This window comes from Parvibaculum lavamentivorans DS-1, assembly GCF_000017565.1.
GTDB classification, from domain to species: Bacteria; Pseudomonadota; Alphaproteobacteria; order Parvibaculales; family Parvibaculaceae; genus Parvibaculum; species Parvibaculum lavamentivorans.
Genome location: NC_009719.1, coordinates 3,317,304 through 3,332,046, shown reverse-complemented (window position 1 = coordinate 3,332,046; position 14,743 = coordinate 3,317,304). Strand labels below are relative to the sequence as shown.

The 14,743-nt window shown below is 62.6% G+C and carries 14 protein-coding genes; 4 read left to right on the top strand and 10 right to left on the bottom strand.

Annotation, left to right across the window (positions count from 1 at the left end):
- Positions 1 to 5: 5 nt before the first annotated feature.
- Entirely contained in the window at positions 6 to 1,424 is a 1,419-nt protein-coding gene (locus PLAV_RS15870) for an MFS transporter (RefSeq protein ID WP_012112049.1), read from the bottom strand.
- Between the two features lie 155 nt (positions 1,425 to 1,579).
- A complete protein-coding gene (locus tag PLAV_RS15865) occupies positions 1,580 to 2,230 on the bottom strand; it encodes an MBL fold metallo-hydrolase (RefSeq protein ID WP_012112048.1) in 651 nt (216 codons plus the stop codon).
- Between the two features lie 357 nt (positions 2,231 to 2,587).
- Between PLAV_RS15865 and PLAV_RS19095 the strand changes: the two genes are divergently transcribed.
- From PLAV_RS19095 to PLAV_RS15850, 3 genes are all read left to right on the top strand, one after another.
- A complete protein-coding gene (locus PLAV_RS19095; protein ID WP_012112047.1) occupies positions 2,588 to 3,475 on the top strand; it encodes a hypothetical protein in 888 nt (295 codons plus the stop codon).
- Between the two features lie 391 nt (positions 3,476 to 3,866).
- Complete coding sequence (locus PLAV_RS15855; protein WP_012112046.1) at positions 3,867 to 4,253, top strand: hypothetical protein; 387 nt, start codon at positions 3,867 to 3,869, stop codon at positions 4,251 to 4,253.
- A gap of 219 nt (positions 4,254 to 4,472) precedes the next feature.
- Positions 4,473 to 4,865, top strand: coding sequence for a hypothetical protein (locus tag PLAV_RS15850; protein ID WP_012112045.1), 393 nt, complete (start codon positions 4,473 to 4,475; stop codon positions 4,863 to 4,865).
- Positions 4,866 to 4,933: 68 nt separating this feature from the next.
- On the opposite strand, the gene PLAV_RS15845 is transcribed toward PLAV_RS15850, so the two are convergent.
- From PLAV_RS15845 to PLAV_RS19700, 8 genes are all read right to left on the bottom strand, one after another.
- On the bottom strand, positions 4,934 to 5,752 hold the full coding sequence (locus tag PLAV_RS15845; protein WP_012112044.1) for an MBL fold metallo-hydrolase: 819 nt from the start codon (positions 5,750 to 5,752) through the stop codon (positions 4,934 to 4,936).
- Positions 5,749 to 6,555: a TatD family hydrolase gene (locus PLAV_RS15840; RefSeq protein WP_012112043.1), complete on the bottom strand. Its 807-nt coding sequence runs from the start codon at positions 6,553 to 6,555 to the stop codon at positions 5,749 to 5,751. The genes PLAV_RS15845 and PLAV_RS15840 overlap by 4 nt, the downstream gene beginning before the upstream one ends.
- Positions 6,552 to 8,114: a methionine--tRNA ligase gene (metG, locus tag PLAV_RS15835; RefSeq protein WP_012112042.1), complete on the bottom strand. Its 1,563-nt coding sequence runs from the start codon at positions 8,112 to 8,114 to the stop codon at positions 6,552 to 6,554. The genes PLAV_RS15840 and metG overlap by 4 nt, the downstream gene beginning before the upstream one ends.
- Positions 8,115 to 8,254: 140 nt before the next feature.
- A complete protein-coding gene (locus tag PLAV_RS15830; RefSeq protein ID WP_012112041.1) occupies positions 8,255 to 9,418 on the bottom strand; it encodes a DNA polymerase III subunit delta' in 1,164 nt (387 codons plus the stop codon).
- 125 nt (positions 9,419 to 9,543) lie between these two features.
- Positions 9,544 to 10,221 carry a M23 family metallopeptidase gene (locus PLAV_RS15825; RefSeq protein WP_012112040.1) on the bottom strand — a complete coding sequence of 226 codons (678 nt, stop codon included), beginning with the start codon at positions 10,219 to 10,221 and terminating at the stop codon, positions 9,544 to 9,546.
- Between the two features lie 134 nt (positions 10,222 to 10,355).
- Positions 10,356 to 10,985: a dTMP kinase gene (gene tmk / locus PLAV_RS15820; protein ID WP_012112039.1), complete on the bottom strand. Its 630-nt coding sequence runs from the start codon at positions 10,983 to 10,985 to the stop codon at positions 10,356 to 10,358.
- A gap of 2 nt (positions 10,986 to 10,987) precedes the next feature.
- Positions 10,988 to 12,142: a D-alanyl-D-alanine carboxypeptidase family protein gene (locus PLAV_RS15815; protein ID WP_012112038.1), complete on the bottom strand. Its 1,155-nt coding sequence runs from the start codon at positions 12,140 to 12,142 to the stop codon at positions 10,988 to 10,990.
- A 37-nt stretch (positions 12,143 to 12,179) separates the two neighbouring features.
- Positions 12,180 to 13,199, bottom strand: coding sequence for a septal ring lytic transglycosylase RlpA family protein (locus PLAV_RS19700; RefSeq protein ID WP_012112037.1), 1,020 nt, complete (start codon positions 13,197 to 13,199; stop codon positions 12,180 to 12,182).
- 189 nt (positions 13,200 to 13,388) lie between these two features.
- On the opposite strand from PLAV_RS19700, the gene PLAV_RS15805 reads away from it, so the two are divergent.
- Positions 13,389 to 14,732 carry an MmgE/PrpD family protein gene (locus tag PLAV_RS15805; RefSeq protein ID WP_012112036.1) on the top strand — a complete coding sequence of 448 codons (1,344 nt, stop codon included), beginning with the start codon at positions 13,389 to 13,391 and terminating at the stop codon, positions 14,730 to 14,732.
- Positions 14,733 to 14,743 lie beyond the last annotated feature (11 nt).

Genomic DNA, 14,743 nt, shown 5'->3' with positions numbered 1-14,743 from the left:
CTCCGCTAGTCGCCGGATGGATCGATAACGCCGCCCGCCGTGCCGACTGCTGCCACGGCTGCCGCCGCGTCGCTTGCCTCATGCGCTCGGTGCTTGCCGTCCCGCTCCTCGATCTTCCGCCGCAGGGCGAGCTGTGCGGCCCGGTCGAGCGGAAAGCGCCACATCACAAACGCCGCCGCCAGCATCACAAGTGCCGGCATGGCCACATAGAGCGCCATGAACTGGTTGAGCGTCTCCGGCGAGTTTTCGCCGCCAGGCGTAAACTGAATGAGGTCGAGCAGCGGATAGGTGATGCCCACGGCCAGCGCCGCGCCCACCTTCGCTGTCATGCTGAGCAGCGAATAGTAAAGTCCGGTGCGCCTCTGTCCTGTCTCCAGATAATCCGTGTCGATGACATCGGCCATGATGGAGCGCAGCAGAAACGATCCCGCGCCATAGGCGACGCCATAGAGCGAATTGCCGACAAAGAGCCACCAGAATTCGCCGCGCGGAAAAAACACGACGAGGGGCAGGGTGACCGCGCCATAGACCATGGCAATGGCGAGCGTCTTGTGCTTGCCCGCAATGTGGCTCATGCGGATCCACGCCGGAATGCCGACAAAGCCTGCAATGAAATAGATCAGCAGCAAGAGGCTCGCCGATTTCGGCAGCCCCATGACGTGCGATGCGAAGAAGATATAGAGCGAGCCGGTGATCGCGGGCGCAATGTTCACCAGCAGGTCCGCCACCAGCACGCGTTGCAGCAGCCGGTTGCGCATGATCATGCCCCATGCGCGCTTCCACGGGATCTGTTGATGCGGCGCGCTGGGAAATTCAGGCGTCACCCACACAGCAAGCCCGATCGTGATCGGCAGCAATATGATGATGAACCATCCCATCGCCGCGACTTTCTCCGCGCCGCCCGCGCCGGCCTCGGACACGCTTTCGATAATGGCGGGCAGGGCGAGCACGGTGAACATCCCGAAGATCAGCAGGAATTCACGCATCCCCTGAATGGTCGAGCGTTCGTCGTAATCCGCCGACAATTCCGCGCCCCACGACATGTGAGAAATCGTGATGAGCGTCCAGCCGATATAGAGAAAGAACATCCACCCCGCTAGATAGACCCAGGTCACAGGCGGCGTCGGCATGAAAAGCATGTAGGCGGAAATGAGCAGCAGCGGCGCGGAAATGACGATCCAGTGCCGCCTGCGGCCCCAGCGGCTCGGAAACCGGTCGGACACCATTCCGAGCACCGGGTCGGTAATCACGTCCCAGAACCGTGCCATCATGAACACCGTGCCGACAACCGTCAGGCTCAGCCCCATGTCATGGGCATAGAAGGGCGGCAGATAAACGACGATGGGAAGGCCAAGTGCCGAAATCGGAATGGACGGCAATCCGAAGGCCGCGATCTGCCACCGTGTGACCTTGTGCTTCTCCACTCGTTCCCCCATGCCATGTCATGCGCCGGGGCGCCGTTGCGCCCGCTGCGGCGACCGCCCTTTGCGGGCCTTTTATTGACTATTTGTCAGTTGCGTAAGGAAGCCGATTGGGCGCCTTTTGTCCATCGTCTTTCGCAACGGAAAGGCCGGTTTCGTCAGGCGAAATTCTCGTCGGCCACAAAGGGGTTTGTGCGCCGCTCGACGCCAAAGGTCGAAAGCGGCCCATGTCCGGGTACAAAGGTCACATCGTCGCCAAGCGGCCAGAGCCGTTCGCGGATCGAGCGGACAAGCGCGCCATGGTCGCCGCGCGGAAAATCCGTGCGCCCGATGGAGCCCTGAAACAGCACATCGCCGACAATCGCCAGCCGCGACGGTTCATGGAAGAAAACCACATGGCCGGGCGTGTGGCCGGGGCAGTGGCGCACATCGAATGTGAGCCCGGCAAACGTCACCTGGTCGCCATCCTTCAGCCAGCGGTCCGGCCGGAAGGCACCGACCGGCGGAAACCCGTATTTGGCCGCCTGGTCCGGCAGCGCCTCGATCAGGAACAGGTCGTCCTCATGCGGGCCTTCGACCGGCACGCCAAGCTCACGCGCGAGATCGCCGGCCGCCGATGCATGATCGAGATGGCCATGGGTCAGCAGGATTTTCTCGATGGTGACGCCGGCCTCGGCCGCCGCAGCCTTGATGCGCTCCAGATCGCCGCCGGGGTCGCTGACCGCGCCGCGCATGTTTTCATCGTTCCACATCAGCGTGCAGTTCTGCTGAAACGGCGTCACGGGAAGAATGGCGGCCTTGAGACCCATGGAAAACTCGCTTTGTCGGAAATGCCTGTTGCCGGAAAGGTAGGGGCTGCGCCACGCCTTGTCGACGCTGCACTGGCTATGGCAGCGGAGGAGCGCCCATGGCCGCAAGCCACCCCGTATCCAGATAGCCGATAATATATATTATGGAAATAAAACGAACATCCCGGATATCAGCCTGAGCCGCTCTCCAGCCACCGCGCTTCCTCGACATTTCAAGGGGTTGCGCGCTTCCCCAGGGCCTGCAGCCGCCCCAAGCGCCAAGTTTTTCAGCATTTCGTGGACCCGAAATGCACGGTATCCGTTGTTAGGACACATGAGGCTTGGCGGGCACGGACGTATATCTGGAGGAACGATCAGATGACGCGGTTCAAGAAAATTCTCCTCGCCGGCACGGCGACATTCGCCCTGATGGCGGCCCCGGCGATGGCGATCGACGCTCTCAATGGCGCAACCTCGGGCGTTTCCGGCGCCGCCACGGGCGTAACCGGCTCGACCTCCGGCGCGGCCGGCGCCGGTAGCTCCATCGACCCGGGCCGCACTGTGGGTGGCGCTGGCGGCTCGGTTGGCGTGGGCGCCGGTGCTGGCGCTGGGTCCAATGGTGCTTCCGCGGGTGCCGGGGTCACGGGCGCTGGCAATGTGGGCGACAATTCGCTGACCGGCCAGACCGGCATTACCGGCGCCTTCGATACGCCAAGTCCGGCCCAGACCGAAAGCAATGTGCGCGGCGCAGCGGAAGCCGCGCGTGAAACCACCCAAGGCATGACCGGCGGTGCCGCCGCCGGCGTCTCCGGCAAAGGTGCCGTGAGCGCGGATACCGAAGCCGATGACAATCTCGGCGATGGCGCTTCGCTGCCCAATGCCGCAAACGACACGCTCGCACAGGTCGGCGGCACGGGCGGCGCCATGGACACGCTCGGCAGCGGCGGTACAACCTCCCCCGCCAACACGGGCGTCACGGGCACGACCGGCGGCTCCACCGACCGTATCGTTGGCGATGAAGGCGCCGGCAGCGCGGCTGGCGGCGCGGCGGTCCCCGAGATCGATCCGACAAGCGAGCTGACTGGCCAGGGCTACACGAATATCAAGCCGGTTGAAGGCGCGGCGGCGACTGAAGGTCAGGCGATCTACAGTGCCACCAATGCGGATGGCGAGCCCGTGGAAGTCACGGTCGACAGCCGCACCGGCGCCGTCATCAGCGAAACGGGTGCCGATGCTGGTGCCAAGGGCACGATGGAAGCCCGGTAAGCACCTTGGGCTTTAGCGATCTGCGGCACGGGATTTTACGATCCCGTGCCGTCTGATTGTCTTAACCCCTGTGGCAAGTAAGGGGCTCAAGCCGTTTCACCACAAGGCATAACCGGCCCCTCTTCTCTCCAAGGATGAGCCGGAACGCATCGTCTTCGACGGGCGCATGGAGGCAAACGGAACCTGGAGGAAATCCAATGCGCCGCAATTCAGCGCGGCGGCGGCGCGGCCTGCTCCGCACCGCTTCTTTCGGGATTTCCTTATGAATTCCACCTTTCATATGGAGCAATCCACGCGCCGGGGCGTTCTTTCAGCAGACTGCAACAGCAGCATTCGTGATCGAAATCACGGGGCACCGGGGTGCTTGAAAAAAATCTGGAGGATCAGATTCATGAACCATTTCACCAAGGCTCTCCTCGCTGGCGCCGCAAGTGTCGCCCTGATGGCGTCTCCGGCTCTCGCCGAAGGCACGACCGACACGACCACCCCGGGCGCAGCGGGTACGGTCACAGGCACTGGAACGGCCGGCGCCACGACAGGCGCGACGGGCACGACGGGCGCCACCGGCTCGATGGGTGCCACGATCACAGGCCCCGCCGCCGAGCAGCTCACCCAGCGGGGCTATACGGACGTGCAGGAAAAGGCCGGCGCCACCGAAACCGAAGGCCAGGCCACCTACACCGCGCGTGACTCTTCCGGCACCGAGGTTGAGCTGGTGGTCGACACCGAGACGGGCGATGTCATCAGCGAGACGCCCAAGCAGGCGAAAGACCAGTAAGGCTTCTCCGGATTGCACAATAAGAGCGGCGCGGAACTTCGGTTTCGCGCCGTTTTTCATAGTGTACGCTCCTGTTATTTCACATGAGAGAAATGCTGAAAGCCGTTACTGAGAAACGGTTTCTTTTCATATTTCTGTGTCGATATGGAGCGAATGCCTCCGCCGCGCGTTGTTTGTCCGATGGGTTCGGGTGGGCGCAGCAACTGGAGGAATGGACTGATGATTCAGTTGAAGCACGCACTCCTTGTCGGCGCGGCTGGCGCCGCCTTGTTGGCCGCTCCCCTCGCGGCCACGGCTCAGACAAGCACCACGATCGTCACCAATAGCGGCACAACCGTCTATCCCGCTCCCGCGACGACGGGGTCGATAACGACCGTCACCACGACGACCACCATGCCCGGTTCGCCGCACCTCGCGGATCCGGTCGCGCATCTGGAATCGCTGGGTTACTCGGATGTCGAGCAGACCCCCGGCGTCGCGCTTGAAAGCGAGATGGCTTTCAAAGCCGCCAATGAATGGGGTCACCCGGTAACTGTCGTGATCGACAAGGAGACGGGCGATGTTGTGAGGGAAACCTCGAGCCGCACGCTCAACAAACCCTCGAAGCAGTAAAAATCGCTGATGGCAAATGGCAACGGGACGCAATCGCGTCCCGTTTGCCCGTTTGGAAATCGAACTGTTCAGAACTCGAATTCGAGCCGCATCCCGTCATAGCCCGGCTCGACGCCTTCAGGCAGCTCCGCCTTCAGCTTCGCATAATCGAGATCGACATGAAGGTTCGTCAGTACGCCATGTTTCGTGCCGGCGCGCTTCAGCCAGTCGAGTGCCATCTCGACATGTGCATGGGTCGGGTGCGGCGCATAGCGCAGCGCATCGACGATCCAGCAATCTATTCCGTCGATTAGCGCGAAACTCTCATCCGGTATGCCCACCGCATCGGCCGAATAGGCGAGTGGCCCGAAGCGGAAACCGAGCGAACGGATATTGCCGTGATCCTGGTCGAAGGCGACCGCCCTCACTTGTCCGCCCGGCCCGTCGATAACGATCTCCTGGCCGCTCCGCGAAATCAGGTGATCGTTGAGAATGGCCGGATAGCCCGAGCCCGGCTTCTCCCGGAAGCAATAGCCGAAGCGCGTCATCAGCGTGTCATGCGTCGCCGCATCCATCCAGCAGTCCACGCGCCGCCGCTTGTTCAGCGCCACCATCCGCAAATCGTCGATGCCGTGGCACTGGTCCGCATGGTCATGCGTGAAGAGCACCGCATCGACCCAGCCCGTATCCGCGTCGATAAGCTGGTCGCGCATCTCGGGCGCCGTATCCACCAGCACCACGGTCTTCGCGGTCGGGTCGCGGTCCCATTGCTCGATCAGCAGCGAGCAGCGACGCCGCCGGTTCTTCGGCTCCTTCGGGTCGCAGGCGCCCCAGAAGCCGCCGCCCGCGCCGATGCGCGGCACGCCGCCGGAGGAGCCGGAGCCGAGTATCGTCGCCCGCATCTTCATCCGCGCAACACCGCATCGGGCGGCACGCGCGAGAACAGCCTGAGGAAATTGGCCGTCGTCGCCGCCGCCAGCTCTTCCACCGGCACCGCCTTGATCTCCGCCACCTTCGCCGCCGTATGCACCACGAAGGCGGGTTCGTTCCGCTTGCCGCGCTTCGGCACCGGCGCCAGGTAAGGCGCATCCGTCTCCACCAGCAGCCGGTCCATCGGCACCGTCGCCGCCGTCGCGCGCAATTCTTCGGCGCTCTTGAAGGTCACGATGCCGGAAAGCGAGATGTAGAGCCCGAGTGCCAGAGCCTTTTCAGCGAGTTGCGGGCTGGAGCTGAAGCAATGCAGCAGCCCCGGAAAAGCCCCCTTCCCCGTTTCTTCATCCAGTATCTGAGCCATGTCCTCATCCGCGTCGCGCGTATGCACGATCAGCGGCAGCCCCGTCTCGCGCGCCGCCGCGATATGCGAGCGGAAATTCCGCTTCTGCGCCTCGCGGGGGCTGTGCTCATAGTAATAGTCGAGCCCCGTCTCACCGATGCCGACGACCTTCGGATGCTTCGCCATTTCGATCAGCGTCGCCTTATCCGTCTCCGGCTCGCTCGCCGCCTCATGCGGATGGATGCCGACCGTGCAATAGACATGGGGAAACCGCTCCGCCACCGCCCTCACCCGGTCGAACTCGCTCACCTTGGTCGAGATCGTCACCATCAGCCCCACGCCCGCCTCATGCGCGCGCGCCACCACCTCCTCGACCTCCGCCCCGAAATCGGGAAAGTCGAGATGGCAATGGCTGTCGATGAGAACGGGCAGCGTCACGACGACAGGGCCTCCGGCTCCACATAGCGCGGGAACACGCCCGCGGGCGCCGGCAGCGCCGTCCCGGGTGTCAGCGATGCGGCAATGTCGGAAAAGGCCCGCGCGCCTTCCGGCACCGCCAGCAGGTCGAGCAGCTTTGCGATCGACGCCGGCATCACCGGCTGCAGCATCAGCGCACAGCGGCGCACCACCTCCGCCGTCACGTAGAGCACCGTGCCCATGCGTTCGGGGTCGGTCTTCTTCAGCGCCCAGGGTTCCTGGCCGGCGAAATAGCGGTTGGCCTCGCTGACCACCGCGAATACCTCGCCCACATAGGAGTGAATCTCGAGCCGCTCCATCTGCTCGCGCGTCTTCTCCGGCAGCGCCGCCGCAGCATCGAGCACGGCTTTGTCCTCGGCCGTGAACGCGCCATAGGCAGGCACTTCCCCGCCGCAGTTCTTGGCGATCATCGAAAGCGAGCGTTGCGCCAGGTTGCCGATATCGTTGGCGAGATCGGCATTGATCCGGTTCACCACCGTGTCATGGCTGTAACTTCCATCCGCGCCATAGGTCACCTCGCGGCAGAAGAAATAGCGTATCGGATCGACGCCGTAAGTATCGGTGATCGTGAACGGATCGATCACGTTCCCGACCGACTTCGACATCTTCTCGCCGCGGACGTTGAGAAAGCCGTGCCCGAACACGCGTTTGGGCAGCGCCACCTCCGCCGCCATCAGCATCGCCGGCCAGATGACCGCATGAAAACGCACGATATCCTTGCCGATGATATGCATATCGGCCGGCCAGTACCGCTTGAAAAGATCGCCGTCCATATCCGGGTAGCCAAGGCCCGTGATGTAGTTGGTCAGGGCGTCGATCCAGACATACATCACATGGTTCGGATCGCCGGGCACCCCGACGCCCCAATCGAGCTTGGTCCGCGCGCGCGAAATGGAAAGATCGTTCAGCCCGCGTTTGACGAAGGCGAGGATTTCGTTGCGCCGCGACGCCGGCTGGATGAAGTCGGGCTGCGACTCGTAAAGCGCAAGCAGCTTTTCCTGATAGGCGGACAGGCGGAAGAAATAGGTTTCCTCCTCCATCCATTCGACCGGCGTGCCCGTTCCCGGTGCAAGCTTCTGTCCGCCTTCGCCGGTGGTGAGTTCGTCCTCGTCGTAGAACGCCTCGTCGCGCACCGAATACCAGCCCGAATAGGTGCCGGTATAGATGTCGCCCTTCGCCGCGATTTTCTCCCAGAGATGCTGGCACGCCTTTTCATGCCGCGCCTCGGTGGTGCGGATGAAATCGTCATTGGAAATGTTGAGCCGCTCGTCCATTGCAAGGAACTTCGGAGCCATCTCGTCGGCCAGCGCCTGCGGGGTCGTGCCCTTTGCCTTCGCCGTCTGCGCCATCTTCTGGCCGTGATCGTCCACGCCCGTGAGAAACCGCACGTCGTAGCCGTCGAGCCGCTTGTAGCGCGCGATCACATCCGTGGTGATGACCTCATAGGCATGGCCGATATGAGGCGGACCGTTGGGATAGGAAATTGCCGTCGTGATGTAGAAGGCTTTGGGGGCACTCATTAGTCTCTCGAACCTGTACTTCTGTTTCTCCACCCTCCCCCTGCGGGAGGGTCAAACGGCTGCAAGCCGTTTGGGGAGGGGTTACGGAGGGAATCCGGTAACGGACGTTAGCGGATTTGTCGTCGCCCGGCGATCTGCCCTCACGCGCCGGCGCGCTCGCTCGCGGCTGCTTCGAGCATCGAAAACACGTTCAGGATCACGAGCTTGCGATCCGTGTTCAGCGCCTCGCCGCGGGCCGTTGATTGATTGATCTTTTCCCATACCTCGACCCAGCGATCAAGGCTGCCCCCGGCGGCAAGCCGCGCCATCGCCGCGCCCTCGCCGGCCACGATGTCGGGGCCGGGATGAAGCCCCGCGCCCGTCCGCACCAGCCGCTGCAGCCAGTGCGTCAGCAGCTCGATCATGGTCTCATAGGCATCGTCCGCCCCCTTGCGGCCCGCCTTGTCGGCAAAGGCGTGAACCGCCGCAATGTCGAGGCGCGGCAGCCCGGCAAGCAGGCCCGCCAGTTCCTTGTAGAGCCCGAGCCCGCCGCCTGCCGCAATGGAAAGCGCCCTCCCCGCGCTGCCTTCGGCCAGTTGGGCGATCGGTTGCCGCTCCGCCGCCGGCGTCATGGCGAATTTCCGCTTCGCTTCCTTCGCTCGCGCTTCCGCCTGCCGCTCGGCGGGTTCCATCATGCTCACGATGTCGCCCTCCGCCAGCGGCGTCATCCGCAGCGTCCGGCAGCGTGAGCGGATCGTCGGCAGAAGCTGACCCGGCTGATGGCTCAGCACGAGGAAAAGCCCGTTCGGCGGCGGCTCCTCCAGCGCCTTCAAAAGCGCATTGGCCGAATTGGCGTTCATCTCGTCGGCGCTGTCGATGATGACGACGCGCCAGGCCCCGCGCTCCGTCGCCGTCAGCCCGAAGAAATGTCCGATCCGGCGCACCTCATCCACGGGAATAACGGTCTTCAGCTTCTTCGTCTTGTCGTCCCACGGGCGGCGTACGGTAAGCAGGTTCGGGTGGCTCCCCGCAGCTACCTGATGGAACACCCCCTCATCCGGGCTGATGTTCAGATCCCGTGCTCCTGCCGCCCTTGCGGCCTCCGCCGTTCCGTAATGCAGCGCAAATCGCGCCATCCGATAGGCGAGCGTCGCCTTGCCGATACCCTTAGGCCCTGTAAGCAGCCAGGCATGGTGCATCCTGCCGCTCATGAAGGCTTCAAAAAGGGCGCGCTCCGCCGCCTCCTGCCCGACAAGCGCCGCCGCCTCGCGCGGATGCGGGAAGTCGCCAAGCCGGTCGCTTTCGGGAATCTCGGTGTCGCTCATGTCTTTTGGTAGCACGCGCGGGCGCCGCCCGTCATGCCCGGCGGTCCGGGACCGGAATGGCCGAACGAACCCCTCTTTCGTTCGGCAAATGAAATCGCCGGCCGAGTTTGTTCAGGAAGCCGACCTTATTGAGCTTCGGTCAGCCCGCGCGTTCCGGCAACCTTGCTGCTGGGACGGGGTGCCCGCGCGGCCAATATGTTGACCTGCTCGTTGAGATCGTCCGCCAGCGGATCGACGCGCTCGCCGTTGATCGCCACCTCGTAATAGAGATGATTGCCGGTCGCGAGACCCGTCATGCCGATATAGCCAATCACGTCGCCCTTTTTGACCTTCGCTCCGGTTTTGATGCCGGGCGCATAGCCGGAGAGATGCGCGTAGTAGGTTTCGACATGTTCGGCATGCTTCACCGTGACGAGCTTGCCGTAATTGCCGCGCCATCCCGCCATGCCGACAACGCCGTCTTCGGTCGCATAGACCGGCGTACCCTTCGGGGCGGCATAATCGACGCCCTTGTGCATCTTCTTGGTCTTGAGGACGGGGTGCATCCGCCAGCCGAAGCCGGAGGTCATCCTCGCCTTGGTCACGTCCACCGGGTCGATGAAATGAAGGCCGCGCACCGTCCGCTCTTCCGGTTCCACGATCGGCTTCATCAGCGGCACCGACGCCATCTCCGTGATGCCCGTTTCGTTATTGCGGGCCGCTGCAGGAGAAGCTGGAAGGAAGAAGAGAGCTGCGAGAAGGATGGGAAGGGTCGCCTGAAGCAAGGACGGCAAAAATCGGGTCGTGAGGTGTCGTCGTTTCATCGGCGATCCTTGTTGTGGCCGGCGCGGTCGCCGGTTTCTCTTCCGCTGTTAAGTATGTCCCGCTCTCTATAGCGACCAAGCCGGGTCCGGCCAAGTTGTTTAACGCGGCAATTTGTGACGGTTTGTTTGCAGTCTCATGACAGTCGAGGTTTTACTTCTGCCCATATGGCTTCCGCGACCTCGTCTTCGGTCTGGCTCGCATCCACCATGACGCACCGTTCTGGTTCATTTTTGGCAATGGTTTCAAAGGCTTGGCGAAGCGTTTCATGGAAGCGCAAGTCCATTCGCTCATAGCGGTCCTCGGCTCCCTGCCCCCGGCTTCCCGCCCGCGCAAGCCCCGTCTCGACCGGCAAATCGAGGATAAGCGTCAGCCCCGGCATATCGTCGCCGATCACTATCTCCTTCAATTCATTGACTAATTCAGGCCCGAGCCCCTGCGCGAAACCCTGATAGGCCATGGTTGAATCGACAAACCTGTCGCAAATCACCCAGTCCCCCCGCTCCAGCGCGGGCCTGATCGTGCGGGAAAGATGGTCCTCGCGCGCCGCAAAATGCAGCAGCATCTCGGCCTTCGGCGTCCACCGCGCCACGTCGCCCGTGACCAATAAATGGCGGATTGCCTCGGCTCCCGGCGCCCCACCAGGCTCACGGGTGATCGTCACCCGCTGACCGGCCGCCTCCAGCCGCGCCGCCAGCCGCCGGACCTGTGTGGATTTCCCCGCCCCCTCGCCGCCCTCCAGCGTGATAAATCGCGCGCGCGGCACCGTCAGCCGCCAAGGATCATATGCTTCAACGCACCCATCGCACGGCCAAAAATCCCTTGCCGTTCAACGGCTCCGCCCGCAACGAGAGGAAATTCGCGCACCGGCATGTCGGGTGCTTCGATCCGAATGGTGCCGATCCGCTGTCCCGCCGCGACGGGTGCAGCGACGGGCGTGTCATACAGTACGGACACCTTCATGTTCCTGCGCTGCTCGGTCGAAAGGATCACGTCGATATCCGTCTGGCTCACAAGTGGCACTTCTCCATAGGTGCCCTGCCATACAGGCGCGTTCTCAACCGGCGTTCCGGCGGTGAAGAGCTTGTAATGCTTGAACGAACGGAAGCCCCAATCGAGCAGCCGCACGCTCTCATCGGCTCGCGCCCTTTCGCTCGGCAGACCGTTCAATACGAGGATGAGGCGCTGGTCGCCACGTTTGGCGGAAGCGACAAGACCATACCCGGAGGCTTCTGTATGTCCTGTTTTCAATCCGTCCACGGACGGGTCCAGATAGAGCGCCGGATTGCGGTTGCCCTGCTTGATGCCGTTCCAGGTGAAGTCGGTTTCCTTGAAGATCGGGTAGAACTCGGGAAATTCCATGATGATGTGCCGGGCAAGCACAGCCAGATCATGCGCCGTCATCAAATGGTCTTCGTCGGGCCAACCGGTTGAGTTGGTAAAGTTGGAGTTCGTCAGACCGATTGCCTTGCCGCGTTCCGTCAAGGCCTCTGCAAAGGCAGATTCCGAACCGCTGAGCGCTTCGGCAGTTGCGATGCAAGCATCGTTGCCGGATTGGACGATGATGCCGCGCAAAATAGCATGCACAGGAACAACGGTATTGAGATCGGCAAACATGGTCGAAGAACCGGAAGCCGCCCCGCCCTTGCGCCAAGCATTCTCGCTCACCTTGAATTCATCATCGAGCGAAACACTGCCATCGCGGATTGCACCGAACAGCATGTCGAGCGTCATCAGCTTGCTCATGCTCGCCGGATGCATTTGCTCATCGGCATTTTTTCCCCAGAGAATGCTGCCCGATTCATAGTCCATCAGAACCGCGTATTCGGCCGCCGTTTCAAAGGCGAAAGCCCCGCGCGGCAGGGCGACTGCCGTCAGAGCGAGCGAAAGGGCGAATGCGGTAGCGGAAATAAATCGGTTCATCGTCTCACTCTTTTTCCGGCATTTTGTGAACGCCGCCTCAATCGACGACAATTCGGGCGCCTTTATGTCCTTGGGCAATCACATTCTGCAGCGAACTGTCGGCGGCGGGGATATCCGAAAGCGGTCCGACGCGAACGCGGTAAAACGACGTGCCGTCGACCATCGTGGTCTGTATCTCCACGCGTCCGAGACCGGCCAGTTGCTGCCTTACGGATTCAGCATTCTGGAGATTCTGGAATGAACCGGCCTGGACATAGAGATTACCGGTTCCCGTCACCGGCACACGCTGCACCGTCTCAGGTCTTGCTGCGGGATTATCCGGAATAGGATCCATATTCGAGGCGGGAGGCGTCGGCGCGGGAGCGCTTGCAAGCGGCGCGCTCACGGTGCCCGCAGGCGGCGGCAGGCCGGCTGTGGCAACGGTCGCGACTTTTGTCACAGGCGCTGTTCCCTCTACGCGTCTTTCCTCAGGCGGTGTGTCGACGCGCGGGGCGATAAAACTCTCGGCTACGCCCCTGCCATCGCCGAGGCCGCCCTCCAGAGGGGCCCGCCCGACATACTGGACGCGAACCTTGGCCGTTCCCTTCGTCATGAAGCCAAGTTGCTCCGCGGCGTGCTTCGACAAGTCGATTTCGCGACCGGCGGCGAAGGGGCCGCGATCATTGATCCGAACGATAATCGACTTGCCATTTTCCAGGTTCGTAACGCGCGCCAGAACAGGCATTGGCAGCGTCGGATGTGCGGCCGTCATTGCGTTCTGGTCGAATATTTCTCCATTCGCGGTTTGCTTCCCATGGAATTGCGGGCCGTACCACGAGGCAATGCCGGTCGCGTCGTATTTGTCGTCTTCATGCGGGTAATACCAGATGCCGGCGATCTGATAGGGGTTTCCAACCTTGTAGATGCCTCCACCGGTCTTGAGCGGCGCGGGAGATTGCGACGAGGTGCTGGTCCCGCAAGCCGCCAGCGACAATGCCAGCGGAAAAAGCACTGCGTAGATCAAGGCGCGCGGCGCTGCCTGGCAGCGACGATCCATTCTTGGTATTGATACAGACATCGGAAACCTCTGTTCGGAGACTTTGCGGCCGCACACCGGCAGCGAATCACCCCGCGAACACCACGAAATCCTTATAATCAGGGCCGCTTTCGGCGGCAAGGAGCCGAAGAGGCAAGCCGGATTTGCCGGCTAAGGCCGATAGTTACATCATGCGCGGAATATTGCGTCGATCTTCGAAAGAGCTCCCTAGTGAACCATGTCTCTCCCTCCGCTGCCGCACCGGTTTCCCTGACCGGGCAGCTGGTCAAGCTGATCCGTGAAAAACCGGTAACGGCAGCCGATCTCGAAGCCGCCGCCTTGTTTACCCTTGATGCAGTGGCAAACAGCCTCGCCGGCCGGAATTCCGATCCAGGGCGGATCCTGCTCAAATGGTGGCAATCATCGGCTTCATCGAATGCCGCGCCCGAGCCCGAACGGCTGGCTTTTTTGATGGGTGCGCTCTGCCACATTCTCGAAACGGATGATCTGCATCGCATGTCGGTAGTTCATCCCGGCTGCGTCGTCGTTCCCGCAGCCTGGGCGCTTGCGGCCCGGCGGAATGCCGGCGGCCGCGCATTGCTGATTGCGATCCTGCATGGCTTCGAAGCGGCAACGCGCATCGGCATGGCTGTTGGCCCCGCGCATTACCGCATCTGGCATAACACCGCCACTTGCGGACCCTTTGGCGCGGCAATGGCGGCAAGTGAGCTCTTGAAACTCAACAACGAGGCTGCGGTTGACGCGCTCGGAAATGCAGGCAGCCAATCCTCCGGCCTCTGGCAGTTTCTGGAGACCGGCGCCATGACGAAACATCTTCACGCCGGGCACGCCGCGCAGGCGGGCATAAAGGCTGCCGAGCTTGCGGCGTTCGGCTTTACCGGCCCGCCGAAAATACTCGAAGGTGAAAAAGGCTTTTTCCGCGCCGCCTGCCCCGATGCCGATGCGGATGCTGTCATTCGCGATCCCGGCTCACCTTGGCAACTGGTGCAGACATCGATCAAGCCTTGGCCTTCCTGCCGCCACACCCATCCGACGATAGACGCAGGCGAAGAGCTACGCGCGCGGCTGCAGGCAAATGGAGTTGAACCGGGCCGGATCAGGAAAATCGAAGTGGCCACCTATAGGGCGGCGATCGACGTCTGCGACCGGCCGGTGGCTTCCAGCGATTATGAAGCGAAATTCTCTCTGCAGCATGCGGTAGCGGCATCGCTGCTCTGCTCACCGGTGGACTTCGATGCCTTTGGCGCCTCGGCGCGGGAGCGGTGTGCAGCCTTGGCATCGCGCGTCGAAGTGAGTGCGGCAGAGCCATGGGCATCGGCTTATCCCCGGGCGTGGGGAGGCCGCGTTCGCCTGCAACTCGACGACGGCACAGAGTATGTAGCTGAGAGGGCTCACGCGAAAGGCGACCCGGAGGCACCTCTGAGCCGGGACGACATGATCGCGAAAGCCGAAATGTTGTTCCGGCACGGCGGCGTTACCGAGCCGCGCCGGATCGTGGACGATATTCTGGCCATGGCCGCGGACGGCGCTATGCCCGAGCTCGACCTCGTTTAAGACGCAGACGG

Coding starts and splice junctions, on each gene's coding strand:
- PLAV_RS15865 (WP_012112048.1), bottom strand. CDS start 2,230: ATGGGTCTCAAGGCCGCCATTCTTCCCGTGACGCCGTTTCAGCAGAAC.
- PLAV_RS19095 (WP_012112047.1), top strand. CDS start 2,588: ATGACGCGGTTCAAGAAAATTCTCCTCGCCGGCACGGCGACATTCGCC.
- PLAV_RS15855 (WP_012112046.1), top strand. CDS start 3,867: ATGAACCATTTCACCAAGGCTCTCCTCGCTGGCGCCGCAAGTGTCGCC.
- PLAV_RS15850 (WP_012112045.1), top strand. CDS start 4,473: ATGATTCAGTTGAAGCACGCACTCCTTGTCGGCGCGGCTGGCGCCGCC.
- PLAV_RS15845 (WP_012112044.1), bottom strand. CDS start 5,752: ATGAAGATGCGGGCGACGATACTCGGCTCCGGCTCCTCCGGCGGCGTG.
- metG (WP_012112042.1), bottom strand. CDS start 8,114: ATGAGTGCCCCCAAAGCCTTCTACATCACGACGGCAATTTCCTATCCC.
- PLAV_RS15830 (WP_012112041.1), bottom strand. CDS start 9,418: ATGAGCGACACCGAGATTCCCGAAAGCGACCGGCTTGGCGACTTCCCG.
- PLAV_RS15825 (WP_012112040.1), bottom strand. CDS start 10,221: ATGAAACGACGACACCTCACGACCCGATTTTTGCCGTCCTTGCTTCAG.
- PLAV_RS15815 (WP_012112038.1), bottom strand. CDS start 12,142: ATGAACCGATTTATTTCCGCTACCGCATTCGCCCTTTCGCTCGCTCTG.
- PLAV_RS19700 (WP_012112037.1), bottom strand. CDS start 13,199: ATGTCTGTATCAATACCAAGAATGGATCGTCGCTGCCAGGCAGCGCCG.